Genomic DNA, 26,468 nt, shown 5'->3' on the forward strand with positions numbered 1-26,468 from the left:
TCAGACCGGCGCGTGGATCCGGCCCGTGGTCGTGGACAGTGGGCGTGCACTCGCAGCGCTGCGCGTCGCGATGATCTCGGCCGCGATCGAGATCGCCGTCTCCTCCGGCGTCCGGGCGCCCAGGTCGAGACCGGTCGGCGACGTCAGGCGGGCCAGCTCCTCCTCGGTCACACCCGCGGCCCGCAACCGCGCCAGCCGGTCCTCGTGGGTACGCCGTGAGCCCATTGCGCCGATGTAGCCGGCGTCCGTCCGCAAGGCCAACTCCAGCAGCGGTACGTCGAACTTCGGGTCATGGGTCAGCACGCAGAGCGCCGTACGGCTGTCGATCGAGCCGAGCACGCCAGCGAGGAACCGGTGCGGCCAGTCGACCACGATTTCGTCCGCCTCGGGGAACCGCAGCCGCGTGGCAAACACACCGCGGGCATCGCACACCGTGACGTGATACCCGAGGAACTTGCCGACGCGGGCCACAGCCGCCGCGAAGTCGATCGCCCCGAACACGAACATCCTCGGCGGCGGAGTGAGCGCCTGCACGAACACGGCAACGTCCGTACCCCGGCATTCGCCCTGAGCGCCGTACTCCCGGATCGCGGTGGAGCCGTTGTCGAGCATGGCCACGGCGTCCTCGACCACCGCCGCGTCCAGACCCGGATCGCCCAGACTGCCGGTGACTCCCTCGGGCCTGACGACGAGGCGCCGTCCCAGTCGATCTCCCTCGGTCACCACAGTCGCGACCGCAACCGGCCGTCCCGAGTCGACCGCATCGGTCACCGCCTCGAACTCCGCGAACGACACCGCGTCGATGGGCTCCAGCAGAACCTCGACCACACCACCGCACGTCAGGCCGATGGTGAACACGTCGTCATCGGAGACGCCGTACCGGCGCACCGCCGGCCGGCCCGTCCGGATGACCTCCTGGGCCACCGCGTACACGTCGGACTCGACACAGCCGCCGGACACGCTGCCGACCGCCACGCCCGCACCGGACACCGCCATCGCCGCACCCGGTTGGCGAGGCGCCGACCGGAACGTGTCGATCACCGTCGCGATCGCGAACCGCTCACCCTCGGCGTACCACCGGCGGACGTGTGGCAGGACGTCACGCACCCATGTCCTCCGCACCGGCCTTCACGGCCTCGCGGATCCGCGTGTACGTGCCGCAGCGGCAGATGTTGCGCAGCTCGTCGAGGTCCGCGTCGGTGATGTCACGACCCTCCGCCTGAGCCTGCCGGACCTTGGCGACGGCGGCCATGATCTGGCCGGGCTGGCAGTACCCGCACTGCGCCACGTCGTAGGTCAGCCAGGCCTCCTGCATCGGGTGCAGGTCCTTGCCGACCGTCGCCGGCAGACCTTCGATCGTGGTGACCTCGTCGGTCGGGTCGATGTCCTTCACCTGGACCGCGCAGGGATTGAACGCCTTGCCGTTGATGTGCGAGGTGCAGGACCTGCACACCTCCAGCGCGCAGCCGTACTTCGGTCCGGTGACACCGAGCAGGTCGCGCAGGACCCACAGCAGCCGGACGTTGTCCTCGGCATCGACGCTGATCTGCTTGCCGTTGAGCTTGAAAGTATGCGTTGGCATGGATTCCTCAGAACGTGTGGTCGAGGCCGTCGGTCGGCGACTGCGGAGTGGACGGCTGCAACGGGAGCGGCTCGAAGCTGAGCTTGCCGTGGTTGATCGGGAAGTACGTCGGCATCGTGCCGGTCGCCCGCGCATAGGCACAGGCGATCGCGGCGAACGCCGGGGCCACCGACAGCTCGCCGGCGCCGCTCGGGCTGTCGCTCGTGTTCGGCATGATCACCACCTGCACGTCCAGCGGCGAGTTCCACTCCCGGGTGTAGAAGTAGTTGTCCCAGCTGCCCTCGAGCGGGATGCCGTTCTTGATGTGCAAGCTCGACGTCAGCGCCAGCGCGATCGCGTCCTGCAGACCGCCGAACATCTGGGCTTCCAGACCACGCGGATTGATGCAGAACCCGGGATCGACGACGATCACCGCCTTGGTCACCCGCGGGCCGGTCACCCCTTCGCCCTCGACCGGCCGGTTCACCGTCTCGGGCCGGCAGTCGATCTCGACCAGCGTCGCGACGGCAGCCCGGTACTCCGAGTGCACGCCGACGCCCTGCGCCGTCCCCTTCGGCATCGCCTTGCCCCAGTTGCCGACCTCGGCCGCCTTGTTCAGTACGGCGAGCAACCGCTGGTCCTTGAGGAAGCTCCGGCGGAACCGGACCGGGTCCTGCCCCATCTTCGCGGCCAGCCGGTCGACCATCAGCTCCTCGGCGCAGACCACGTTCGGCGAGTAGATGTTGCGCATGCTGCCGGTGTTGAACTTCAGCGGTACTTCGTTGAGCAGCTGCGTCGTCACGCCGAAGTTGTACGGCGAGGTCTGCGTCAGCTCGAAGATCGTCTCGGCGAACGACAGGTTGCCGCCGACCGGCAGATCCGCGGCGAACGCGGTGATCATCTCGCCGAGCCCGTGGCCGAAGTCCGTCTGCACACTGGTGTGCCGCTGCTCGTAACTGAGCACGTTGCCGGCCAGGTAGTTCACCCGGACCCGCGACGTGCACATCGGGTGGGTGCGGCCCTGGCGGAAGTTGTCCGTCCGCGACCAGGACAGCTTGACCGGCTTGCCCATCTTCTGCGAGATCTCAGCTGCCTCGGCCGCCACATCGTGGAAGAGGTGCCGGCCGAACGAGCCGCCGCCCTGCACCACATGCACCTTCACCGCGTCGATCGGCAGGCCGAGCTGTTTGGCGATGTCCTCCTGGGCCACGATCGGCACCTTGAGACTCGACCAGATCTCGGCACTGTCCGGGCGAACATCCGCGATCGCGCAGTCGGGCTCGAGCGGGCTGTTGCTCGCGAACGCGAACACGAACTCGGCATCGATCGTCTGCGACAGCAACGGCGGCACGGCCATCGGCAGCTGGGCCGCACGCAGCTTCGCCAGCACGGTGGCGTCGGACTCGTTGTCCACGGTGCCCGGGCCCCAGGTCGCATCGACCTTCTGGATGGCGTCGATGCACTGGCCGAAGGTCTCGCCCCTGATCGCGACACCGTGGTCGATCGCGACGACATCGGTGATGCCCGGCATCGCGCGCAGCGCGCTGAGGTTGTTGACGGAGCGCAGCGTCCCGTTGATCGTCGGCGGCCTGGCCACCATCGTCGGCTTCGCGTTCGGGATCTGCATGTCCATCGCGAACTGCTTGTGGCCGGTGACGATGTCGTGCGCGTCGACGCGGCCCCGCGGCTTGCCGAGGACGCTGAACTCGGACGGAGACTTCAGCTGCGCGGAGACCGCGATCGTCGTGGCGCTGGCGGCGGCCTTGGCCAGCGAGCCGTACGTCGCCGTACGGCCGTTCGGGCCACTCACCACACCGTTGCGGGTGCTCAGCCGGGCGGATCCGACACTCCACTGTGAGGCGGCCGTGTCCACCAGGCGCTGCCGCGCGATCGCGGCGGCCGTCCGGACCGGGACGTACATGCTGCGCATCGAGTTCGAACCGCCGGTCAGCTGGTTCATCAGCAGCTCGGGTCGCGCGTCCGCCAGGCCGATCTCGACCTTGTCCATCGGCAGATCCAGCTCTTCGGCGACCATCATCGCGAACGCGGTGGTGATGCCCTGGCCGACCTCGGCCCGGGGCACCGCGAAGAACGCCGTACCGTCCGTCCTCAGCTCGACGGTGATCAGGCCGGACGTCGCCGCGGCGGCGAGGTTCTGCAGGTCACCGAGGTCGAAGATGTCCGCCGGCTGCGGCAACGACGGTACGGCGGCATCGGCCGGGCGCGGGTCGGACTCGTTGACGAGCCAGCTCACGCCGACCGCGAGGGTGGGCGCGGCAATCAGGTACCCGAGGACGCGACGGCGCCCCAGCAGGCCACGTCCGCCGGTCGGCTGATCGGTTGGTCGGTCCAACGAACGACGATGTTCGGCCATGGGGGGTCCTCTGCGCTCGAGCAATGCTGGGAACGCAGTCTGGCACCGCCGATCACCCGGCGGCATGGCCGCGATGCCCATGTTTTACACGGTTTCACTGTGCACAACGCACAGGCCGCGGTTCGGTCACGGGGAGGGCGGAAACAGCCTGAACGCACGCAGTGCGAGACCGAGCTCCAGCTGGAGGCCGTCGTCGGTGAGGTTACGCCCGGTGATCTGGTGGATCCGGTGCAGCCGGTTGATCACCGTGTTCCGGTGACAATGCGCAAGCTCGGCGGTACGACGGACCGAGCCGGCCGCCGATACCCAATTGTCCAGCGTGCGGAGCAGGAGCTCACGTTCGGCCGCGGGCACCGTCATCAGCGGCACCAGCCAGGTCTGTACCAGTTGCTCGGCCAACTCCGGTGCACTCAGCAACAACGCCTCAGGGAGCCGATCCACCAGTGCCGCGACGTCGATCTGCCCGGCCGGCAGGGTTCGGCGGGCCATCATCGCCTGACGATAGGCGACGTCCACCTCGGCCAGGCCGGAGACGACGCCGGACAAGCCGGCGGGTGCATCGACGACCTCGCGCAGGAGGCCGAGAACCTTCTCGGACGATTCCGTGCCCAGGGCAAGCAGGCCGACGACGGTCTGCGGCCGTACCTGCCAGGCGGAACAGACGCGGATACCGGCGAGCCGGCGTGCGAACGAGGTCGTCGTACAGTCGTCGTCGACCAGGTTGTCGATCGCCACCACCAGGTAGGGGCCGCCGACCGGAAGGTCGAGGACCGTCGCCGCCTCCTGGACGAAGGCCCGATTCGCCCGGCCGTCCAGCAGCCCCTCCCAGAGCGTCGACCTGCGTTGCTCGTCGGCGCGGACGAGGTACCGCTCGGCGGCGTGGTACGCGGCCGCGACCTGCGACGACGTACGGTCCACGACTTCCCACACCTTGCCGGCGACGTCCAGCAGGACCTCGGACTCGGCCATCCCCTGGGCGCGCGCCTCGTCGATCAACGCCTCCCAGACCAGCCGGCCACCGAGGCGGAAGGATTTGAGTACGTCGTCCAACGGCATCCGTTGCTCGGCCCGCCGGCGCCCGGTCGCGAGCGCGGCGTCGAAGTAGTGCACGCCCGGGTTGTCGCCCGCGGCAATCATCTGCACGACCCGGGCAACGTTGTCATGACACGAACGCCACAGATCCTGCCGTGGGACGGCGTCCAGTTCGCGGTACGCCGGGTTCTGATCCTCGATCGTCTGCACGAGCGCGTCCGTGAGCGCCGGCAGATGAAGCAGCACGCTCTCGGCGAGTGACTCCACGGTCAGCGTCGCCACCGGCAGCACGACATCCTGACCCGCAGCCCTACTCATAGTCCGCACAGGATCGCACAGAGTCGCCGCCCCGACCAGCCCTCAACCGCGCCGGACCCCAACCCCGCCGAGTCGTGGCGAACGGTTCCGACCCCGTACGCCGAGTCGTGGATCACGGCAGATTTTCTGAACCACTCTCCACGACTCGACGGACGGCCCCGGAACCGGTCGCCACGACTCGGCGAGCGGGCGGGTTAGCTGTCGGGTCGTGGAGGTCGGGGCACCCAGACCGGACTTCAGACCGAGCGGGTGGCTACCAGGTCGCAGAGGGCGTCGAGGGCTTCTCGGCCGGGGCCTTCGGGGAGGGTAGCGAGGAGTTTGCGGGCGTCGGCGGCGCGGCGGCGTACGTCGTCCTCGGCCTGCTGGAAGGACGGGTGGGAGCGGAGCAGGTCCAGGGTCTCGGACAGCCGCTCGTCGTCGGACAGGTCCGAGTCCAGGAGGTCCAGGAGGCGGGCGTCCGTGGGATCCGTGGGATCCGCCTGAGCGCGGAAGATCAGGACGGGAAGCGTCGGGACGCCTTCGCGGAGGTCCGTGCCCGGCGTCTTGCCGGACTGGTCGGACTCGGAGGCGATGTCGAGCAGGTCGTCGGCGAGCTGGAAGGCGACACCGATCTCCTCACCGAACGCGCGCAGCGACTCCTGCACGTCCTCGGGCGCACCGGCGTACCGGGCACCGAAGAGGGCGGACGTCGCGATCAGCGAACCGGTCTTGTCGGCCACCACCGACAGGTAGTGCTTCAACGGGTCCTGGCCTTCGCCGACACCCATCGTCTCGCGGATCTGACCCTCGACCAGCCGGCCGAAGGTCCGGGCCTGGATCCGCACCGCTTCCGGCCCGAGGTCAGCGACGAGGTCGGACGCGCGGGCGAACAGCCAGTCGCCGGACAGGATCGCGACCGAGTTGTCCCAGCGCGCGTTCGCCGTCGACGAGCCGCGGCGCAGGGCCGCCTCGTCCATCACGTCGTCGTGGTGCAGCGTCGCGACGTGCGTGAGCTCGACGACGACCGCCGCCTTCACCACCTCGTCGGACGTGACGTCAGCGCCGAACTCGGCCCCGAGCAGCACCAGCAGCGGCCGGAACCGCTTGCCACCGGCAACCATGACGTGCTGCGCCGCCGCGGTGACGAACGGCGCCTCCGACTGGGTCGCGTCGAGCAGCGCCTGCTCGACCCGTTCCAGCCCAGCACGAACCCGGGACTCGAGCGCCGCATCGGCGAACTCGAATCCCAGGCTCTCGGCCGGCAGCGGAGTAGGGCTCAACGGATGAACTCACCAGCTCGGGCCGCCAGGTCGAGCACCGGTCCGGGAACCAGACCGAGAACCACCGTGGCGGCGAGACCCAGCGCGACGGCCGAGGTGGTCTGCCAGCCGGGCAGCGCCACGTCCGGCGCGTCGGCCGGCAGGTCGGAGAAGAACATCAGCACGATCACGCGGACGTAGAAGAACGCGGCCACCAGGCTCGACAGTACGGCGACGACGACCAGCGGCCACGCGCCACCGGTCCACGCCGCGCTGAAGACCGCCCACTTGCCGGTGAAGCCCGCAGTCAGCGGGATGCCGGCGAAGGACAGCAGGAAGAACGCGAAGATCCCGGCCAGCAGCGGCGACTTCTTGCCCAGGCCCGCCCAGCGGGACAGGTGGGTCGCCTCGCCGCCCGCGTCGCGCACCAGCGTGACGACCGCGAACGCGCCGATGGTCGGGAAGCCGTACGAGACCAGGTAGAACAACACCGCCTGGGTCGACGTGATCCCGTTGTGGACGCCGTTGCCCGCCTGCGCGAGGCCGACGAACGCGGTCAACAGGAAGCCGGCGTGCGCGATCGACGAGTACGCCAGCATCCGCTTCACGTCGGTCTGGGTGATCGCGACGATCGAACCGACCACCATGGTGAGGATCGCGACGATCCACATCATCGGCGCCCAGTCCCAGCGCGTGCCGCCGAGGGCGACGTAGAAGACCCGCATCAGCCCGACGAACGCGGCGATCTTGGTGCAGGCCGCCATGAAGCCGGTGACCGGCGTCGGGGCGCCCTGGTACACGTCCGGTGTCCAGGAGTGGAACGGCACGGCGCCGACCTTGAACAGCAGGCCGACACCCAGCAGACCCGTCCCGGCCAGCAGGATCGTGTCACCACCGGTCTCGGTCGACAGCGCGTCCGAGATCCCGCCGAGCGACATGGTGCCGGCGTACCCGTAGAGCAGCGCGATCCCGAACAGCAGGAATGCCGAGGAGAACGCGCCGAGCAGGAAGTACTTCATCGCGGCTTCCTGCGAGATCAGCCGGCGACGACGCGCCAGGCCGCAGAGCAGGTACAGCGGCAGCGAGAAGACCTCGAGCGCGACGAACAGCACCAGCAGGTCGTTCGAGGACGCGAACAGCATCATGCCGCCGACCGCGAACAGGGTCAGCGGGAAGATCTCGGTGTGCTCGATCCGGGCCGCCGTGCCCTCCCGCTCGGCCTCCGAGCCCGGTACGGCGGCCGCCTGGCCGGCGAACGCGGACAGGCCACCGTCGACCGAGCGCTCGGCGAACAGCAGCACGCTGATCAGCGTCAGCGCCAGCAGGATGATCCAGGTGAACAGCGCCGGGCCGTCGACCGAGATCGCACCCTGGGCGGCGATCAGCTCCTTCTTCTCGTTCATCAGGATGCCTGTCAGAACCCCGGACACGACCACGGCGACCACCGTGATCGCCAACTGCACCAGGTGCCGCAAGGATCGGGGCAGGAACGCCTCGACCAGGACGCCGACGCACGCCGCACCGAAGACGACGAGCAGCGGAGCCAGCTCGTTGTACTCGATCTTCGGCGCCGTGAAGTCCGCCAGCGGCAGCAACATCGCGCTCACTTCTGTCCCTCCGTCACGGGGATCTGCGGTGCCTTGTCGGTCACGCCGACCCGCTGCATGGTCGATTCGACCGCGGGCTTGATGATGTCGACCACCGGCTTCGGGAAGATGCCCAGGCCGATGATCAGGATGACCAGCGGCGCGATGGCAAGCACCTCGCGCTTGTTCAGGTCCTTCAGCTTCTCGATCCCGTCGCGGACCGGACCGGTCATCGTGCGTTGGTACATCAGCAGGATGTACAGCGCGGCCAGCACGATACCGGTGACGGCGATCACCGCGATCACCTTGTGCCGACTGAACGTGCCGGCCAGCACCATGAACTCAGAGATGAACGGCGACAGACCGGGCAGCGCGAGGCTGGACAGGCCGGCGAACAGGAACGTGCCGGCGAGCACCGGCGCCACCTTCTCGACCCCGCCGTAGTCGGCGATCCGCGCGGACCCGCGCCGGGAGATCAGGTACCCGGCGACCAGGAACAGCGCCGCGGTCGAAAGACCATGGTTGAACATGTACAGCGTCGACCCGGTCAGGCCCTGCGACGTCAGCGCGAAGATACCCATCACGATGAAGCCGAAGTGCGAGATCGAGGTGTACGCGATCAGCCGCTTGATGTCGGTCTGGCCGATCGCCAGCAGCGCGCCGTACAGCACCGAGATCAGCGCCAGCACCAGCACCACCGGGGTGGCCCACTCGGACGCGTTCGGGAACAGGCCCAGGCAGAACCGGATCATCCCGAAGGTGCCGATCTTGTCCAGGATGCCGACCAGCAGCACCGACGTACCCGGCGTCGCCTCACCGGCCGCGTCCGGCAGCCAGGTGTGGAACGGGACCATCGGCGCCTTCACCGCGAAGGCGAAGAAGAAGCCGAGGAAGAGCCAGCGCTCGGTGTTCTGGCTGATGTCCAGCTTCATCATGTCGCTCAGCAGGTACGACGGGGCGCCGTGCTTGGCGGACACGACGTACAGGCCGACCACCGACGCCAGCATCAGCAGACCGCCGAGCAGCGAGTACAGCAGGAACTTGACCGCGGCGTACGAACGCTGCGGGCCGCCGAAGCCACCGATCAGGAAGTACATCGGGATCAGCGTGGCCTCGAACAGCACGTAGAAGAGGAACACGTCGGTGGCGGCGAACACGCCGATCGACAGCGCCTCCAGGCCGAGGATCCAGGCGAAGAAGGACTTCTCCGACCAGCGCCCGTCCTGCGCGTCGTTCCAGGACGCGATGATCACGATCGGCGACAGCAGCGCGGTGAGCACCACCAGGACGACACCGACACCGTCGAGACCGAGCGCGTAGTGCGCGCCGAAGGCCTTGATCCAGGTGTGCGTCTCGGCGTAGTCCTCGGCGCCGTTGCGGTGGTAGCCGATCGCGACGATCGCGGTCAGCACCAGCGTGACGAGCGAGAACCCGAGCGCGACCTGCTTGGACAGCAGGCCCTTCGCCTTGGGCACCAGCATCGTCGCGATGGCCCCGACGAACGGCAGGAGCAGTAACAGGGTCAGCCAACCGATGTTCACGACAACCTCACCGCGAGGAGGGCGACGACCACGAATGCGGCGCCGAAGACCATGCTGAGTGCGTACGAACGGACGAAGCCCGTCTGGAACCGGCGGAGCCGGCCGGACAGTCCGCCGAACAGTGCGGCCAGCCCGTTGACCAGGCCGTCGACGCCCCGGTTGTCGAGCCAGACCAGCGTCCGGGTCAGGTACTGCCCCGGCCGCATGAAGAGGGCCTCGTTCAGCGCGTCGCCGTACAGGTCACGCCGCGCGAACGTGGTGACCGGCGATCCGGCCGGCGCCTCACGCGGGATGTCCCGGCGGTACATCAGCACCGAGATCGCGATGCCGACGGCAACGACCGCGAGCGTGATGATCGTCATCACCGTCGCGCTCAGCCGGGCGTGCTCCTCCTCGTGACCGACGATCGGGGTCAGCCAGTCGACGATCCAGTGGCCGGCGAAGTACAGCGCGCCGCCGCCGAGGGAAAGCGCGGCCAGGATGATCAGCGGCCACGTCATCACCTTCGGCGACTCGTGCGGGTGCACGTCCTCGGCCCAGCGCTTCTTGCCGAAGAACGTCATCAGCATCACCCGGGTCATGTAGAACGCGGTGATGCCGGCGCCGAGCAGCGCGCACAGACCGATCACGAGGTTGTCCGCGAACGCGGCCTCGATGATCTTGTCCTTGCTGAAGAAGCCGGCGAACGGCGGGATGCCGAGGATCGCCAGGTAGCCGCAGCCGAACGTCACGAAGGTGACCTTCATCGCCGACCGCAGAGCTCCGTAGTGGCGCATGTTCACGTCGTCGTTCATGCCGTGCATGACCGAGCCGGCGCCGAGGAACATGTTCGCCTTGAAGAAGCCGTGCGTAAGCAGGTGGAAGATCGCGAACACGTAGCCGGCCGGGCCGAGGCCCGCCGCGAGCATCATGTAGCCGATCTGGCTCATCGTCGAACCGGCCAGCGCCTTCTTGATGTCGTCCTTGGCGCAACCGATGATCGCACCGGCGAGTGCGGTGACCGTACCGACGATCACCACCGCGGTCGAGGCGGCGTCGGACTGTTCGAAGATCGCGTGCGAGCGGACCACCAGGTAGACGCCCGCGGTGACCATGGTCGCCGCGTGGATCAGCGCCGACACCGGGGTCGGGCCCTCCATCGCGTCCAGCAGCCAGGACTGCAGCGGCACCTGCGCGGACTTACCGCAGGCGGCCAGCAGCAGCATCAGGCCGAGCAGCGTGGCCCAGGTCTTCGAGAGGTGCTCGGAACCGGCGTTCACGGTCGCGAACGCGGAGGAGCCGAACAGCGCCCACATGCTCATCACCGCGAGCGACAGGCCGATGTCACCGACCCGGTTGACCACGAACGCCTTCTTCGCGGCGACCGCGGCCGAGTTCTTGTGCTGCCAGAAGCCGATCAGCAGGTACGACGCCAGGCCGACGCCCTCCCAGCCGACGAAGACCAGCAGGTAGTCGGCCGCGAGCACCAGCAGCAGCATCGCCGCGATGAACAGGTTCAGGTAGCCGAAGAACCGCCGCCGCCGGACGTCGTGCTCCATGTAGCCGATCGAGTAGATATGGATCAGCGAACCCACACCGGTGATCAGCAGCACGAACAGGATCGACAGCGGGTCGATCAGCAGCGTGAAGTCGACCTTGATCTGGCCGACCGAGAACCACTCGAACAGGCGGACCGTCTCGGACCGCTCGCCGTCCGGCTTGCCGCGCATCTGGAAGAACAGCACGACGCCGAAGGCGAAGGAGATCAGCGGCGCCAGCGTGCCCAGCAGGTGACCCCACGCGTTGGTGGCCTTGCCACCGAGCAACAGGATCGCCGCGGACACCGCCGGTACTGCGACCAGCAGCCACGTCAGCTCATGACTCATCGGTGCTTACCTCAGTACTTGAGCAGGTTGGCGTCGTCGACCGAGGCCGAGCGACGGGTGCGGAAGATGGCCATGATGATCGCCAGCCCGATCACGACCTCGGCCGCGGCCACCACCATCACGAAGAAGGCGGCGATCTGACCGTCGATGTTGCCGTGCTGGCGGGCGAAGCTGACGAAGGCGAGGTTGGTCGCGTTCAGCATCAGCTCGACGCACATGAACACGACGATCGCGTTCCGGCGTACCAGCACGCCGAGCGCGCCGATACTGAACAGGATCGCCGCGAGCACGATGTACGGCTCCGTGGTCACGCCTTGTCTCCTTCGTCCTCAGCGGTGAGCTCGCGGACCTCTTCGATGTCCGCGCGCTCCTCGGCTTCGGGGAACACGGTGCCACGTGCCTGGAGCACGCGCGAAACCGAGGTCGGTGCGATCGACCCGTCCGGCAGCAGCGCCGGCGTGTCGACGGCGTTGTGCCGGGCCAGTACGCCGGGAGTCGGCAGCGGACCCGGGTGGATGCCCTGCTCGGCGTACTTGCGGATCCGCTCCTCGGCGTGATCGCGCTGCGTCTTCTTCTTGGTCAGCCGCTCGCGGTGGGCCAGCATCATCGCGCCCATCGCGGCGGTGATCAGCAGCGCCGAGGTGACCTCGAACGCCCACACGTACTTGCCGAACAGCAGCGCCGCGATCGCCTTCGGGTTCCCGTCCGGCTGCGCGTCGGCGAGTCCGGTCGGGTGCCCGTACATCGCGTTCCCGACGGCGGCGATCAGCAGCACGCCGAAGGCGACGAACGCGATCCCGGCGAGCAGCCGCTGGCCGCGGATCGTCTCGACCAGGGAGTCGGACGCGTCCACGCCGACCAGCATCAGCACGAACAGGAACAGCATCAGGATCGCGCCGGTGTAGACGATGATCTGGACGGCGAACAGGAACGGCGCGTCCTGCGCGGCGTACTGCACCGCGAGGCAGATCATCACGGTCGCCAGCAGCAGCGCCGAGTGCACCGCCTTGCGGACCAGCACCATCCCGATCGCGGCCAGGATCATCACCGGGGCGAGCATCCAGAACGCCACCTGCGAGCCGGTAACCAAGCCGATCACTTCGCGTCACTCCCCTCGCCCGGTACGGCGGCACCGGTCAGACCGAGGTAGTAGTCCTTCTCGGTCGCGCCGAGCTGCATCTCGTGCGGCGGCTCCTGCATGCCCGGGAGCAGCGGCGCCAGCAGGTCCTTCTTCTCGTAGATGAGGGACTCGCGGCTGGTGTCGGCCAGCTCGTACTCGTTGGTCATCGTGAGCGCCCGGGTCGGGCAGGCCTCGATGCACAGACCGCAGAGGATGCAGCGCAGGTAGTTGATCTGGTAGACGCGCCCGTACCGCTCGCCCGGCGACATCCGGCCGCCCTCGGTGTTGTCGGCGCCCTCGACGTAGATCGCGTCCGCGGGGCAGGCCCACGCGCACAGCTCGCAGCCGATGCACTTCTCCAGCCCGTCCGGCCAGCGGTTCAGCTGGTGCCGGCCGTGGAACCGTGGTGCGGTCGGCTTCTTCTCGAACGGGTACTGCTCGGTGAACACCTTGCGGAACATCGTCCGGAAGGTGACCCCGAACCCGGCTACCGGATCCCAGAGGGACTCTTTGACACTAGCCACGGGAGGCTGCCCCCGATTTCGTCTCGGACTGTTGAGTGGTGATCGGTGGTGGGACCGGGAAGCCACCGGCGAAGGCGTCGAACTCCTTGCCGTCGGCAACCTCAAGCTTGTCTTCGTCCTTCGGCTTCTGCGGGACGAACATGCTGATGACCGCGATCACCAGGACGACGGCGGCCGCGACCAGCAGCGTCGTCCGGCTGAAGTTGGTCTCCCGGCCGACCGCGCGGACGGTGGCGACCAGCAGGATCCAGGCCAGCGAGATCGGGATCAGGATCTTCCAGCCGAGCTTCATGAACTGGTCGTAGCGCAGCCGCGGCAGCGTTCCGCGCAGCCAGATGTAGAAGAAGATGAAGCACATCAGCTTGCCCAGGAACCACAGCACCGGCCAGAAGCCGGAGTTCGCGCCGTCCCAGAGCGAGATCGGCCAGGGCGCCCGCCAGCCGCCCAGGAACAGCGTGGTGGCCAGCGCGGACACGGTCGCCATGTTGATGTATTCCGCCAGGAAGAACATCGCGTACTTGATCGAGGAGTACTCGGTCAGGAAGCCGGCCACCAGCTCGCCCTCGGCCTCGGGCAGGTCGAACGGCGCCCGGTTGGTCTCACCGACCATCGAGATCACGTAGATCACGAACGACGGGAACAACAGGAACCCGTACCACCCGGGCAGCGGGATCGACGCTCCGAACCAGTGCACGGTCTGGTGCGACTGCGCCGCCACGATGTCCGAGGTGGACAGCGAGCCCGCGAACAGGAACACGGTCACCAGCGCCAGGCCCATCGCGACCTCGTACGAGATCATCTGGGCGCTGGACCGCAGGCCGCCGAGCAGCGAGTACGTCGAGTTGGACGACCAGCCGCCGAGCACGATGCCGTAGATGCCGATCGAGGCGATCGCCATGATGTACAGCACCGAGACCGGCAGGTCGGTGAGCTGCAGCCGGGTGTAGGTGTCGGTGCCCGGGATCTTCACCGTCGGCCCGAACGGGATCACCGCGAAGGTGAGGAAGGCCGGGACGGCGACGATCGCGGGTGCCAGGACGAAGACCAGCCGGTCGACGCCCTTGGGCATCAGGTCCTCCTTCAGCATCAGCTTCACACCGTCGGCCAGCGACTGCAGCAGACCGAACGGTCCGTGCACGTTCGGCCCGATCCGGTGCTGCATCCGCGCCACCACCCGGCGTTCCCACCAGATGTTGAACAGCGTCAGCACAACCAGGAAGACGAAGATGAAGAGGACCTTGATGAGGATGACCCACCAAGGATCGTGTCCGACCCCCGCATCCGGCACGGCGAGTGGGATTGTCATGCGCGTCCTCGCTTCGCTCCGGGCGCGCATGACAATCTTGTGCTGCGCCTGATGATGAACTCGCTGCGCTCGTTCATGAGTTCCCTCCGGCGATCGTCACGATCGAGCCATGGTCTGCGTGCAATGACCGGCGGACGTGGGAGTCGGCCGAGTTGGCCGGCAGCCAGACCACGTTGTCGGGCATCGATGTGATCACGACCGGCAGCCGGACGGTCCCGGCGTCGGTGCTCACCACCAGCTCGTCCCCGTCGGCGACACCGACCCGGTGTGCGGTGGTGAGCGAGATCCGGGCGACCGGCGTCCGCGCGGTCGCGGTCAGGTGCGGCTCACCGTCGCAGGCCCGGCTGTCGTCGATCAGCATCCGCCAGGTCGCGAGCCGGGTGGAGTCGAACGCACCGAGCGCCGGAGCGGCGCCGTACGTCGGCTCCTGGGCACGGTCGCCGTCCCAGCGGCCGAGCTCGTCGAACTCGCGCTTCGCGCCGTCCGGCGTGCTGAACCCGATCGAGCGGCCCATCTCCTGCGCCAGCGCGGCCAGCGCCCGAACGTCCGGCATCGCGGTCGGCACCTTGAGCACGACCGGGAACGGCCGCTCGCGACCCTCCCAGTTCACGAAGGTGCCGGACTTCTCCACCGGCGGTACGACCGGGAAGACCACGTCGGCGTACTCGGTCACCTGGGACTTGCGGACCTCGAAGCTGACCACGAACGGCGCCGCCGCCAGCGCGGCCAGCGCCGCGGCCGGGTCGGGCAGGTCGTCGATCTCGACACCCGCGACCACCAGCGCCTGCAGCGATCCCGCGGTGGCGACGATCTCGGTGAGGTCCTTGCCGGTCTCGCCCGGCAGGTTCTCCACACCCCACGCGGCCTGCAGGTCGACCCGCGCCTGCGGGTCGGTCACCAACCGGCCACCGGGCAGCAGACCCGGCAGACAGCCGGCCTCGAGCGCACCCCGGTCACCCGCGCGGCGCGGGATCCAGGCCAGCTGGGCGCCGGTGTCGAGCGCCAGCCGCAGCGCGGCCGAGTACCCACCCGGGACGCTCGCCAGCCGCTCGCCGACGATGATGATCGAGTCCGCGCCGAGCGCGGCCCGGGCAGCTGCCCCGGCCTCACCGGCGTTGCCGAGATCCCCGAGTACGGCGGCCTCGGTGCCCGGCGACGCCGGTACGACGACGCCGTCGAGCTTCTCGATCCCGCGCGAGCCGTACGCCGCGACCGTGAACACCTTGGTCCCGTGCGCCATGACGCCCTTGCGGACCCGGAGGAAGACCGCCGGGGCCTCCTCCTCGGGCTCGAACCCGACGAACAGCACGGAGCCCGCGCTCTCCAGATCGGTGAACGTCGTACCCAGGCCGGTACCGGCCACCGCGGCGGCGAGGAAGTCCGCCTCCTCCGCGGAGTGCGGCCGGGCCCGGAAGTCGATGTCGTTGCTGCCGAGGGCAACCCGCGCGAACTTCGAGTACGCGTAGGAGTCCTCGAGGGTGAGCCGGCCACCGGTCAGCACCGCCGCGTTGCCGCGGGCCGCGTTGAGCTTGCCGGCCGCCAGCGTCAGCGCCTCCGGCCAGGACGCCGGCCGCAGCTCGCCGTCCTCGCGGATCATCGGGTGGGTCAGCCGGTCGCCGGTGGTCGCGTACTGGAACGCGAACCGGTCCTTGTCGGAGATCCACTCCTCGTTGACCTGCGGGTCGTCGCCGGCCAGCCGGCGCATCACCTTGCCGCGCCGGTAGTCGACCCGGATCGCCGCACCGGACGAGTCGTGCTCGGCCACCGACGGCACCGACACCAGGTCGAACGGCCGCGAGCGGAACCGGTACGCCGCGCTGGTGAGCGCGCCGACCGGGCAGATCTGGATCGTGTTGCCGGAGAAGTAGCTCTCGAAGGGCTCCTTCTCGTAGATGCCGACCTGCTGCAGCGCGCCGCGCTCGATCAGCGCGATGAACGGGTCACCGGCGATCTGCTCGGAGAACCGGGTGCAGCGCGCGCAGAGGATGCAGCGCTCGCGGTCCAGCAGCACCTCGGCCGAGATGTTGATCGGCTTCGGGTAGGTCCGCTTCACCTCGGTGAACCGGGACTCGCCGCCGCCGTTGGACATCGCCTGGTTCTGCAGCGGGCACTCGCCGCCCTTGTCGCAGACCGGGCAGTCCAGCGGGTGGTTGATCAGCAGGAACTCCATGTTCCCGTGCTGGGCCTTGTCGGCCACCGGCGAGCTCACCTGGGTGCGGATCACCATGCCGTCGGCAACGGTCAGCGTGCAGGACGCCTGCGGCTTCGGCATCCCGCGGCCGTTGCCCGCGTCGGTGACCTCGACCAGGCACTGCCGGCAGGCGCCGACCGGGTCGAGCAGCGGGTGGTCGCAGAACCGCGGGATCTGGATCCCGATCTGCTCGGCGGCCCGGATCGCCAGGCTGTTCTTCGGAACCTTGACCTCGATGTCGTCGATGGTGACGGTGACCAGGTCGGTCCGCTCCACCTCCGACCCGGCCGGCGGGTTCGCTTGGATCGTCATGCGCTAGCTCCAGCAGTCGCGAAGACAGTGCTTGCCATCGGGTCGAACGGGCAGCCGCCGTTCTCGAAGTGCGCCAGGTACTCGTCCTTGAAGTGCTGGATCGAGCTGGCGATCGGCGCGGTCGCACCATCGGCCAGTGCGCAGAACGAGCGGCCGGTGATGTTCTCGCACAGGTCGAGCAGGGTGACCAGGTCTTCCTCGGTGCCCTTGCCCTGCTCGAGGCGCTCGAGGATCTGCACCAGCCACCACGTGCCTTCACGGCACGGCGTGCACTTGCCGCAGGATTCGTGCTTGTAGAACTCGGTCCAGCGCAGCACCGAGCGGACCACGCAGACCGAGTCGTCGAAGATCTGCAGCGCCTTGGTGCCGAGCATCGACCCGACCGAGCCGACGCCCTCGTAGTCCAGCGGTACGTCGAGGTGCTCCGCCGTCAGCAGCGGCGTGGACGAACCACCCGGTGTCCAGAACTTCAGCGTGTGGCCCGCACGGACACCGCCCGCGAGGTCGATCAGCTCGCGCAGCGTGATGCCCATCGGGGCCTCGTACTGCCCCGGGCGGGCGACGTGCCCGGACAGCGAGTACAGCGTCATGCCCTTGGACTTCTCGGTGCCCATCGAGCCGAACCAGTCCGCGCCGTTCTTGATGATGGCGGGAACCGACGCGATCGACTCGACGTTGTTGATAACAGTGGGGCAGCCGTACAAGCCCGCGACCGCGGGGAACGGAGGGCGCAGCCGAGGTTGACCGCGACGTCCTTCCAGCGAGTCCAGCAGCGCCGTCTCCTCGCCGCAGATGTAGGCGCCGGCGCCGGCGTGCACGACCACGTCGAGGTCGTAGCCGGTGCCGAGGATGTTCTGGCCGATGAAGCCCGCGTCCTTGGCCTCCTGCACCGCCTGCTGCAGCCGGCGGACCACGTGCAGCACCTCACCGCGCACATAGATGAACGCGACGCTGGCGCGGATCGCGTAGGACGCGATGACGACGCCCTCGACCAGCGTGTGCGGCGAGGCCATCATCAGCGGGATGTCCTTGCAGGTGCCCGGCTCGGACTCGTCGGCGTTCACCACCAGGTACTTCGGCTTCGGGTTGTCCTGCGGGATGAACGACCACTTCATGCCGGTCGGGAAGCCCGCGCCGCCACGACCGCGCAGACCGGAGTCCTTGACGGCGGCAACGACATCGGCCGGCTGCATGCCGAGCGCAGTACGGAGGGCGTCGTACCCACCGGAGCGCTGGTACGACGCCAGCTGCCAGGACCTGATCTGGTCCCAGTTGTCGGACAGCACCGGGGTCAGCGTGTCAGCCATGGTCAGTCCTCCTTCCGGTCGGCGGTGGAGGAGCCGCCGGGCGCGGTCCAGTTGCGTTCGCGGGCGAGCCGGAGGCCGGCCAGCGACGCCTTGCCGCCGGTCGGGCCCTCGTCGGCGCGACCGTCGGGGAACCCGGCCAGCACCCGCTCGGCCTCGCGCCAGCTGCAGATCGTGGCGCCGCGCGGGGACTTGACCTCGTTGCCCTCGCGCAGGTCGTCCACCAGCTGGGTGGCCGACTCCGGCGTCATGTCGTCGAAGAACTCCCAGTTGACCATCATCACCGGCGCGTAGTCGCAGGCGGCGTTGCACTCGAGGTGCTCGAGGGTGATCTTGCCGTCCTCGGTGGTCTCGTCGTTACCGACGTCGAGGTGCTGCTTCAGCCGGTCGAAGATCAGGTCGCCGCCCATCACTGCACACAGCGTGTTGGTGCAGACGCCGACGTGGTACTCGCCGACCGGGCGGCGCTTGTACATCGTGTAGAAGGTGGCCACCGCCGACACCTCGGCGCCGGTCAGCCCGAGCAGGTCGGCGCAGATCTCGATGCCCTCCGGGGTGACCCGGCCCTCGACCGACTGCACCAGGTGCAGCATCGGCAGCAGCGCCGACCGGGCCTGCGGGTACCGCGCCATCAGCTCGCGCATCTCCGCGATCGTCGCGTCGGTGATCTTCGAGTCGCCGGTGCTGTAGGGCACCGTCTTGTCGGTAGCAGTCGTGTGGTTCTCGGCCATTTAGCGGTCCACTCCACCCATCACCGGGTCAAGGCTGGCGACGGCGACGATCACGTCGGCGACCTGGCCGCCCTCGCACATGATCGGCATCGCCTGCAGGTTTGCGAAGGACGGGTCACGGAAGTGCACCCGGTACGGCTTGGTGCCGCCGTCGGAGACGACGTGCGCACCCATCTCGCCGCGCGGCGACTCGATCGCCACGTACGCCTGGCCGGCCGGGACCCGGAAGCCCTCGGTGACCAGCTTGAAGTGATGGATCAGCGCTTCCATCGACTCGCCCATGATGTGCTTGATGTGGTCGAGCGAGTTGCCCATCCCGTCGGCGCCGACGGCCAGCTGGCTCGGCCAGCCGATCTTCTTGTCGGCCACCATCACCGGCTGGCCTTCCATCTTCTCCAGCCGGTCGGCGCACTGCTCGACGATCTTCAGCGACTCGTGCATCTCCTGCAGCCGGACCCGGAACCGTCCGTACGAGTCCGAGCTGTCCCAGGTCGGTACGTCGAAGTCGTACGTCTCGTAACCGCAGTACGGCTGGGACTTGCGCAGGTCCATCGCGTAGCCGGTCGACCGGACCGTCGGGCCGGAGATCCCGAGTGCCATGCAGCCGGCCAGGTCGAGGTAGCCGACGTTCTGCAGCCGCGCCTTGAAGATCGGGTTGGCGTTGCAGAGCTCGGCGTACTCCTTGAGGTGCTTGTTCATCCAGGTGATGTACTCGCGGATCTTGTCCAGCGCACCCGGCGGCAGGTCCTGCGCGACACCGCCCGGCCGGATGAACGCGTGGTTCATCCGCAGGCCGGTGATCAGCTCGAACAGGTCGAGGGTCTTCTCGCGCTCGCGGAAGCCGATCGTCATCACGGTCAGCGCACCGATCTCCATACCGCCGGTGGCGATACAGACCAGGTGGCTGCTGATCCGGTTGAGCTCCATCAGGAGCACCCGCATCACGTTGGCCTTCTCCGGGATCTGGTCCTCGATCCCGAGCAGCTTCTCGACCGCGAGGCAGTACGCCGCCTCGTTGTAGAACGGCGACAGGTAGTCCATCCGGGTGACGAACGTGACGCCCTGCACCCAGGAGCGGAACTCCATGTTCTTCTCGATACCGGTGTGCAGGTAGCCGATGCCGCAGCGGGCCTCGGTCACCGACTCGCCCTCGAGCTCGAGGATCAGCCGGAGCACGCCGTGCGTGGACGGGTGCTGCGGGCCCATGTTGACGACGACGTGCTCTTCCGGCTCGTCACCGAGACCGGAGACCACCGAGTCCCAGTCCTGGCCGGTGACGGTGAAGACCTTGCCCTCGGTGGTGTCCCTGGTGGTCGCGTAGGGATCTGTAGTGGTCATCAGTTGTACGACCTCCGCGTGTCGGGCGGTGGGATGACAGCGCCCTTGTACTCGACGTCGATACCGCCGAGCGGGTAGTCCTTGCGTTGCGGGTGGCCCGGCCAGTCGTCGGGCATCTGGATCCGGGTCAGCGCCGGGTGTCCGTCGAAGACGATGCCGAAGAAGTCCCAGGTCTCGCGCTCGTGCCAGTCGTTGGCCGGGTAGACCGAGACGATCGACGGGATGTGCGGGTCGCCGTCGGGCGCCGACACCTCCAGCCGGATCCGGCGGTTGTGGGTGATCGACAGGAAGTGGTAGACGGCGTGCAGTTCGCGGCCGGTCTCCTCGGGGTAGTGCACCCCACTGACCCCGGAGCAGAACTCGAACCGCAGCGCCTCGTCGTCACGCAGGTGCCGGCAGACCTCGACCAGGTTCTCCCGCTTGATGTGCAGCGTCAGCTCGCCGCGGTCGACCACGACCTTCTCGATCGCGCCCTCGGCGACCAGACCCTCGAGGCGGTCGGTGGCGCCGTCGAACCAGGAGCCGTACGGCTTCGGCGTACTGCCCGGGAGCACGACCTGACGCTGGAGCCGGCCGAAGCCGGAGGTGTCACCAGTACCCCGGACGCCGAACATGCCCTCGCGGTGCTCGATCACCTCGGGCTGCGCGGACTCCGGCGTCGCCGGCAGGTTCTCCGGTTGGTTGTCGCTCACCGAAGCAGCCCCTTCATCTCGATCGTCGGCGCGGCGACCAGGGCCGCGGCCTCCTGCTCGGTCTGCAGCGCCTTCTTGTGCGCGCCGAGCTTCATGTGCTGGATCTGGTCGTGGATCTTCAGGAACGCGTCCAGCAGCATCTCCGGCCGCGGCGGGCAGCCGGGTAGGTACATGTCGACCGGTACGACGTGGTCGACGCCCTGGACGACCGCGTAGTTGTTGAACATGCCGCCCGACGACGCGCACACGCCCATCGCCAGCACCCACTTCGGGCCGGGCATCTGGTCGTAGATCTGGCGCAGTACCGGGGCCATCTTCTGGCTCACCCGGCCGGCCACGATCATCAGGTCGGCCTGCCGCGGCGACGCCCGGAAGACCTCCATGCCGAACCGGGCCGCGTCGTACCGCGGCGCACCGGTGGTCATCATCTCGATCGCGCAGCAGGCCAGCCCGAAGGTTGCCGGCCACAACGACGCCTTGCGCATGTAGCCGAGCAGTCCTTCGACGGTGCTCAGCAGGACGCCGGCCGGAAGCTGTTCTTCTAGACCCATGTCAGTCCCACTCCAGTCCGCCGCGGCGCCACACGTAGGCGTACGCGACGAAGACGGTGACGATGAAGATGACCATCTCGATCAACCCGAACAGCGCCATCTGGTCGAAGGCGACCGCCCACGGGTAGAGGAAGATGATCTCGATGTCGAACACGATGAACAGCATCGCGGTGATGTAGTACTTCACCGGGAAGCGCCCACCGCCGACCGGCTGCGGGGTCGGCTCGATGCCGCACTCGTAGGAGTCGAGCCGGGCCCGGTTGTAGCGCTTCGGGCCGACCAGCGCGCTCACGGTGATACTGCCTGCGACGAAGAGCGCCGCGAGCACACCAAGAGCGAGAATCGGTGTGTAGGGGTGCATCGCTGGGTGCTCCCTCCTTCAGCCGGTTGGTTCTGTCTATCGGGGTCAGCCCAGTTACCAGGACTGTGTTATCAGTACCGCTGTGGCTCGGCTCACTCGCCCCGCCGGTCAGGCCGCCGGTGCGAGCTTCGTGAGTCCGTTGATGATCTTGTCCATCACGTCCCCGTCCCGCGGGTCGGTGAGGTTCGCGAGCAACTTCAAGGTGAACTTCATCAGCGTGGTGCGCGGCAGACCGTACTTGGTGCAGAGCCGCATCACCTCCGGATTTCCGATCAGCTTCACGAAGATCCGGCCGAGCGTGTAGTAGCCGCCGTACTCCTGCTTCAGCGCCTTCGGGTACGCCGTCAGCGCGCGCTCCCGCTGGTTCGGCTGCCGGCGCAGCGCCTGGGCGGCGACCTCGGCGGCGAACGCCCCGGACTCCATCGCGTACGGGATGCCCTCGCCGTTGAACGGGTTGACCATGCCGCCGGCGTCGCCGAGCAGCATCAGGCCGCGGGTGTAGTGCGGCTGCCGGTTGAAGCCCATCGGCAGGGCCGCGCCGCGGATCGGGATGGTCTGGAACTCGTCGCGGAACTGCCACTCGTCCGGCGTGACCTTCAGCCACTGCTTCAGCAGGTCGGCGTAGTCGACCTTGCCGAACGCGTCGGAGGTGTTCAGGATGCCGAGGCCGACGTTGACCGTGCCGTCGCCCATCCCGAAGATCCAGCCGTACCCGGGCAGCAGCACCCGGCCGCCGGGCTCCTTCGGGTCGTCGGCCCACAGCTCGAGCCACGACTCCAGGTAGTCGTCGTTGGTCCGCGGACTGGTGAAGTACGTCCGGACGGCGACCCCCATCGGGCGGTCGTCGCGCTTGTGCAGCCCCATCGCGATGCTCAGCCGGGACGAGTTGCCGTCGGCCGCCATCACCAGTGGCGCCCGGAACTCGACATCGGCGCCGGCCCGGCGGCCGTTGTCGTCGACCGGCTTCGCGGTGACGCCGACGATGAAGCCCTTGTCGTCCAGGATCGGGGCCCCGACGTTGGTCCGCTCGCGCAGCCGCGCCCCGGCCTTCACGGCCTGCCGGGCGAGCATGTCGTCGAAGTCCATCCGGTTCCGGGTCAGGCCGTAGTTCGGGTGGCTGGCCAGATCCGGCCAGTCCAGCTGCAGCTGGTGCCCGGCGCCCTGGATCCGCAGACCGTAGTTGCGGATCCAGCCGGCCTCTTCGGAGATGTCGATGCCCATGTTGATCAGCTGCTTGGTGCCGCGCGGGGTGAGCCCGTCGCCGCAGACCTTCTCGCGCGGGAACGCGGTCTTCTCCAGCAGCAGCACGTCGAGTCCGGCGTTCGCCAGGTGGTACGCCGCTGCTGATCCGGCGGGTCCGGCACCGACGACGATCACATCGGCGGTCTCCGCCTGCTGCCCGCTCGGCACGCTCTGGCTCATCTCTTCCCGGCCTGGATGTTCTTGGGGGCGTGTGCGCTCGTGAACGACTTCACGAGCCCTCTTCACTCGACAGTCTAGGACTGCCTGACTCGGACACGAAACTCACCCCAACCCCCTTGCAGGCAAGCCAATTACGCATAATTTCCGTTGCGTAATTAACTGGGCTTGACGGCGCGGTGGATGGCGACCAGGCCGCCGGTCAGGTTGCGCCACTGGACGCGGGTCCAGCCGGACGATTCGATCGTGCGCGCCAGCGGCTCCTGGGCCGGCCAGGCGCGGGTGGACTCGGCCAGGTACTCGTACGCGTCGGGGTTGCTCGACACCGCCTTCGCGACCACCGGCACCGCCCGCATCATGTACTCCAGGTACACCACCCGGAACGGCTTCCAGGTCGGGTGCGACTGCTCGAGTACGACGAGCCGCCCGCCGGGACGGGTCACCCGGAGCATCTCCTTCAGCGCGACCGTGACGTCGTTCACGTTCCGCAGCGCCCACGAGATCGTCACCACGTCGAACGTGCCGTCGGCGAACGGGAGCCGGAGCGCGTCGCCCGCGATCAGGTCCAGCTCGGGATGGCGGCGCTTGCCGACCCGGAGCATGCCGACCGAGAAGTCGCAGGACACCACTTCGGCGCCGGCGTCGCGCAGCTTGATGCTCGACGCACCGGTCCCGGCCGCCAGGTCGAGGATCTTCATCCCCTTCCGCGGCGCGATCTCGGCCAGCGTCGCCGGCCGCCAGTACAGCTTCTCCAGACCCATCGTCGCGACCGCGTTGGTCCGGTCGTACCCCTCGGCCACGTTGTCGAACATGGCCGCCACAGCATGCGGTTCTTTGCTCAGGTCTGCGCGCGTCACCTGTCTAGTTCATCACGGGTGAGGCGATGACCTTACCGGCAGGCATACGCTTGCATCTCGTGAGTACATCTCTTGGGAGCCGTCCGGCCGCCGTAACCCGGGGCCGCAGCACGTGCGAGGAGTGGTCCCGTGAGTTTGTCTGAGCCGGTTCGCGACCAGGCTCCGCGCCTGGTGATCCGCAGCCAGGTGGTCGACGATGTGTCCGCGCAACTGTTGGACCATCTGCCCGCCGAAGGGGGACTCGCCTGGGTCCGGCGCGGCGACGGCCAGGTCGGCTGGGGGGTCGCGGCACGCCTTGACGTTGCCGGTGGCAATCGCTTCCAGGACGCGATGAGCTGGTGGCAGGAGGTCACCGCCGCGGCGGTGGTCCGCGACGACGTCGGCGTACCAGGCTCGGGACTGGTCTGCTTCGGATCGTTCGGCTTCACCGACCAGGACCCGAGCGCACTGGTGATCCCGGAGGTCATCGTCGGGCGCCGCGCCGGGACCACGTGGGTGACCACGGTGTCGCCGGCCAGCTCACTGGCCGCACCTCCCGAGCTGGTCAGGCACGAGCCCTCCCCGGTGTACGACGTGACGTTCGCGGACGGCGCGCGGACCGGGACGGCCTGGTCGAGCATCGTCGCCGAAGCGGTCCGGCGGATCACCGCCGGCGAGCTCGACAAGGTGGTGCTGGCCCGCGACCTGATCGCGATCGCCGAGCAGCCGATCGATCTGCGCTGGCCGCTGCACCGGCTCGCGACGGCGTACCCGAACTGCTGGACGTTCTCCGTCGACGGTCTGATCGGCGCCACCCCGGAGCTGCTGGTACGCCGGGAGAAGGGCCTGATCACGTCGAGGGTGCTGGCCGGGACGATCCGCCGTACCGGGGACGACGCGCACGACCTCGCACTGGCCGCGTCGCTGGCGAGATCCTCGAAGGACCTCGAGGAGCACGAGTACGCCGTCCGGTCGGTGGCCGATGCACTCGAACCGCACTGCAAGTCGATGAACGTGCCGGAGACCCCGTTCGTGCTGCACCTGCCGAACGTGATGCACCTGGCCACCGACGTTGCCGGCGTCGCCAACAACGGCGCCTCCGCGCTCGGACTGGCCGCCTCCCTGCACCCGTCCGCCGCGATCTGCGGTACGCCGACACCGGTGGCGCGCGACCTGATCGGCGAGATCGAAGGCATGCACCGCGGCCGGTTCAGCGGACCCGTCGGCTGGATGGACGCCTCGGGCGACGGCGAATGGTGCATCGCCCTGCGCTGCGGCCAGGCCGACCCGGACAACCCCCGCCGCATGCGCCTGTTCGCCGGCGCCGGCATAGTCGCCGGCTCCAACCCGGACGCCGAACTAGCCGAAACGAACGCCAAACTCGTCCCGATGCGAGACGCCCTGGGCGACTGAGTCCCGCCCGTGTGCTCCACAGGTGAGTGCTCGGCCGGCGTGGATGGGATGCCGAACTAAGCTGGCTGCGGTGAATGCCGGAGTGGTTCCTGTGAAGACGTCTTGGGAGACTGACAAGTGAAGCTGACGAAGTTTGCGCATGCTTGTGTTCGGTTGGAGAAGGACGGGAAGGTTCTGCTGATCGATCCCGGATCGTTCAGTGAGGATGCGGCGTTCGAGCGAGCCGACGCGATCCTGGTCACGCACGAGCACCAGGATCACCTCGACGTCGACCGGGTCGCGGCGCTCGACGTGCCGGTGTACACGAACGCCGGCGTGGCCGCGCAGCTGACCGCGCTGGGCGAGCGGGTGCACGTGGTCGAGGGTGGGCAGTCGTTCGACGCCGCGGGCTTCTCGGTGAGTGCCTACGGCAAGGACCACGCGGTGATCCTGCCCGAATGGGGCGTGCCGTGCGAGAACATCGGCTTCCTGGTCGACGACGCCGTGTACCACCCGGGCGACTCGTTCACCCAGCCCGACCGCGCCGTACACACCAACCTGGTCCCGATCTCGGGCCCGTGGTTCGCGCTCCCGCCGGCCGTCGAGTACGCCCGGTCGATCAAGTCCCAGCAGACCATCGGCATCCACGACGCACTGCTGAGCCCGATCGGCCAGAGCATGTTCTCCCGCTTCCTGAACGCCGACGACCGCCCTTACCTCGGCCTCGCCCCGGGCGAATCCACCGAGCTCAGCTGAAACCTGCGCAGATCCACCACGGCCTCGAGCCCGAGCCGCTGGTAGACGCGATCTGAGTGCGGATTGCCGAGGTCTGTCCGCAAACAGACCTCGGCCGCCCGCTCCTCCAGCAGGACGACG

23 protein-coding genes are annotated in these 26,468 nt (G+C 68.4%); 2 read left to right on the plus strand and 21 right to left on the minus strand.

Annotated elements, in window-relative coordinates; all coding sequences use genetic code 11:
- From OHA18_RS10120 to OHA18_RS10220, 21 genes are all read right to left on the minus strand, one after another.
- Complete coding sequence (locus OHA18_RS10120) at positions 1 to 1,107, minus strand: XdhC/CoxI family protein (RefSeq protein WP_329003677.1); 1,107 nt, start codon at positions 1,105 to 1,107, stop codon at positions 1 to 3.
- A complete protein-coding gene (locus tag OHA18_RS10125) occupies positions 1,100 to 1,582 on the minus strand; it encodes a (2Fe-2S)-binding protein (protein ID WP_329003678.1) in 483 nt (160 codons plus the stop codon). The genes OHA18_RS10120 and OHA18_RS10125 overlap by 8 nt, the downstream gene beginning before the upstream one ends.
- A 7-nt stretch (positions 1,583 to 1,589) precedes the next feature.
- Positions 1,590 to 3,914: a molybdopterin cofactor-binding domain-containing protein gene (locus OHA18_RS10130; protein ID WP_329003680.1), complete on the minus strand. Its 2,325-nt coding sequence runs from the start codon at positions 3,912 to 3,914 to the stop codon at positions 1,590 to 1,592.
- A 147-nt stretch (positions 3,915 to 4,061) separates the two neighbouring features.
- Complete coding sequence (locus OHA18_RS10135; RefSeq protein ID WP_329003681.1) at positions 4,062 to 5,285, minus strand: PucR family transcriptional regulator; 1,224 nt, start codon at positions 5,283 to 5,285, stop codon at positions 4,062 to 4,064.
- Positions 5,286 to 5,521: 236 nt separating this feature from the next.
- Positions 5,522 to 6,544: a polyprenyl synthetase family protein gene (locus OHA18_RS10140; RefSeq protein WP_329003682.1), complete on the minus strand. Its 1,023-nt coding sequence runs from the start codon at positions 6,542 to 6,544 to the stop codon at positions 5,522 to 5,524.
- Positions 6,541 to 8,121 carry an NADH-quinone oxidoreductase subunit NuoN gene (gene nuoN, locus OHA18_RS10145; RefSeq protein WP_329006079.1) on the minus strand — a complete coding sequence of 527 codons (1,581 nt, stop codon included), beginning with the start codon at positions 8,119 to 8,121 and terminating at the stop codon, positions 6,541 to 6,543. The genes OHA18_RS10140 and nuoN overlap by 4 nt, the downstream gene beginning before the upstream one ends.
- A 5-nt stretch (positions 8,122 to 8,126) precedes the next feature.
- A complete protein-coding gene (locus tag OHA18_RS10150) occupies positions 8,127 to 9,650 on the minus strand; it encodes an NADH-quinone oxidoreductase subunit M (protein WP_329003683.1) in 1,524 nt (507 codons plus the stop codon).
- Positions 9,647 to 11,515 (minus strand): NADH-quinone oxidoreductase subunit L, encoded by a 1,869-nt coding sequence (gene nuoL / locus OHA18_RS10155; RefSeq protein ID WP_329003684.1) that lies wholly within the window; start codon positions 11,513 to 11,515, stop codon positions 9,647 to 9,649. Before nuoL ends, OHA18_RS10150 begins: the two co-directional genes overlap by 4 nt.
- Before the next feature lie 11 nt (positions 11,516 to 11,526).
- Positions 11,527 to 11,826, minus strand: coding sequence for an NADH-quinone oxidoreductase subunit NuoK (gene nuoK, locus OHA18_RS10160; RefSeq protein WP_329003686.1), 300 nt, complete (start codon positions 11,824 to 11,826; stop codon positions 11,527 to 11,529).
- Positions 11,823 to 12,614, minus strand: coding sequence for an NADH-quinone oxidoreductase subunit J (locus OHA18_RS10165; RefSeq protein ID WP_329003687.1), 792 nt, complete (start codon positions 12,612 to 12,614; stop codon positions 11,823 to 11,825). The genes nuoK and OHA18_RS10165 overlap by 4 nt, the downstream gene beginning before the upstream one ends.
- Positions 12,611 to 13,159 (minus strand): NADH-quinone oxidoreductase subunit NuoI, encoded by a 549-nt coding sequence (gene nuoI / locus OHA18_RS10170; protein ID WP_329003688.1) that lies wholly within the window; start codon positions 13,157 to 13,159, stop codon positions 12,611 to 12,613. The genes OHA18_RS10165 and nuoI overlap by 4 nt, the downstream gene beginning before the upstream one ends.
- A complete protein-coding gene (nuoH, locus tag OHA18_RS10175) occupies positions 13,152 to 14,465 on the minus strand; it encodes an NADH-quinone oxidoreductase subunit NuoH (RefSeq protein WP_329003690.1) in 1,314 nt (437 codons plus the stop codon). Before nuoH ends, nuoI begins: the two co-directional genes overlap by 8 nt.
- Before the next feature lie 73 nt (positions 14,466 to 14,538).
- Complete coding sequence (locus tag OHA18_RS10180) at positions 14,539 to 16,968, minus strand: NADH-quinone oxidoreductase subunit G (RefSeq protein WP_329003691.1); 2,430 nt, start codon at positions 16,966 to 16,968, stop codon at positions 14,539 to 14,541.
- Positions 16,965 to 18,275, minus strand: coding sequence for an NADH-quinone oxidoreductase subunit NuoF (gene nuoF, locus OHA18_RS10185; RefSeq protein WP_329003692.1), 1,311 nt, complete (start codon positions 18,273 to 18,275; stop codon positions 16,965 to 16,967). Before nuoF ends, OHA18_RS10180 begins: the two co-directional genes overlap by 4 nt.
- A 2-nt stretch (positions 18,276 to 18,277) precedes the next feature.
- Positions 18,278 to 19,003 carry an NADH-quinone oxidoreductase subunit NuoE gene (gene nuoE / locus OHA18_RS10190; protein WP_329003694.1) on the minus strand — a complete coding sequence of 242 codons (726 nt, stop codon included), beginning with the start codon at positions 19,001 to 19,003 and terminating at the stop codon, positions 18,278 to 18,280.
- Positions 19,004 to 20,341 carry an NADH-quinone oxidoreductase subunit D gene (locus OHA18_RS10195; RefSeq protein WP_329003696.1) on the minus strand — a complete coding sequence of 446 codons (1,338 nt, stop codon included), beginning with the start codon at positions 20,339 to 20,341 and terminating at the stop codon, positions 19,004 to 19,006.
- Positions 20,341 to 21,033: an NADH-quinone oxidoreductase subunit C gene (locus tag OHA18_RS10200; RefSeq protein WP_329003698.1), complete on the minus strand. Its 693-nt coding sequence runs from the start codon at positions 21,031 to 21,033 to the stop codon at positions 20,341 to 20,343. The genes OHA18_RS10195 and OHA18_RS10200 overlap by 1 nt, the downstream gene beginning before the upstream one ends.
- Positions 21,030 to 21,584, minus strand: a complete 555-nt coding sequence (locus OHA18_RS10205; RefSeq protein WP_130441831.1) for a NuoB/complex I 20 kDa subunit family protein — start codon at positions 21,582 to 21,584, stop codon at positions 21,030 to 21,032. Before OHA18_RS10205 ends, OHA18_RS10200 begins: the two co-directional genes overlap by 4 nt.
- Position 21,585: 1 nt before the next feature.
- Positions 21,586 to 21,945, minus strand: coding sequence for an NADH-quinone oxidoreductase subunit A (locus OHA18_RS10210; RefSeq protein ID WP_131335373.1), 360 nt, complete (start codon positions 21,943 to 21,945; stop codon positions 21,586 to 21,588).
- Between the two features lie 108 nt (positions 21,946 to 22,053).
- Positions 22,054 to 23,367 carry a geranylgeranyl reductase family protein gene (locus tag OHA18_RS10215; protein ID WP_329003701.1) on the minus strand — a complete coding sequence of 438 codons (1,314 nt, stop codon included), beginning with the start codon at positions 23,365 to 23,367 and terminating at the stop codon, positions 22,054 to 22,056.
- Between the two features lie 155 nt (positions 23,368 to 23,522).
- On the minus strand, positions 23,523 to 24,221 hold the full coding sequence (locus OHA18_RS10220) for a demethylmenaquinone methyltransferase (RefSeq protein ID WP_329003702.1): 699 nt from the start codon (positions 24,219 to 24,221) through the stop codon (positions 23,523 to 23,525).
- A gap of 129 nt (positions 24,222 to 24,350) precedes the next feature.
- Between OHA18_RS10220 and OHA18_RS10225 the strand changes: the two genes are divergently transcribed.
- Both OHA18_RS10225 and OHA18_RS10230 read left to right on the plus strand, forming a co-directional pair.
- Positions 24,351 to 25,613, plus strand: coding sequence for an isochorismate synthase (locus tag OHA18_RS10225; RefSeq protein ID WP_329003703.1), 1,263 nt, complete (start codon positions 24,351 to 24,353; stop codon positions 25,611 to 25,613).
- Positions 25,614 to 25,730: 117 nt separating this feature from the next.
- Positions 25,731 to 26,348, plus strand: coding sequence for an MBL fold metallo-hydrolase (locus OHA18_RS10230; protein ID WP_329003704.1), 618 nt, complete (start codon positions 25,731 to 25,733; stop codon positions 26,346 to 26,348).
- Positions 26,349 to 26,468 lie beyond the last annotated feature (120 nt).

The sequence above is a fragment of the Kribbella sp. NBC_00709 genome (genome assembly GCF_036226565.1).
In the GTDB taxonomy this organism is placed as follows: Bacteria; Actinomycetota; Actinomycetes; order Propionibacteriales; family Kribbellaceae; genus Kribbella.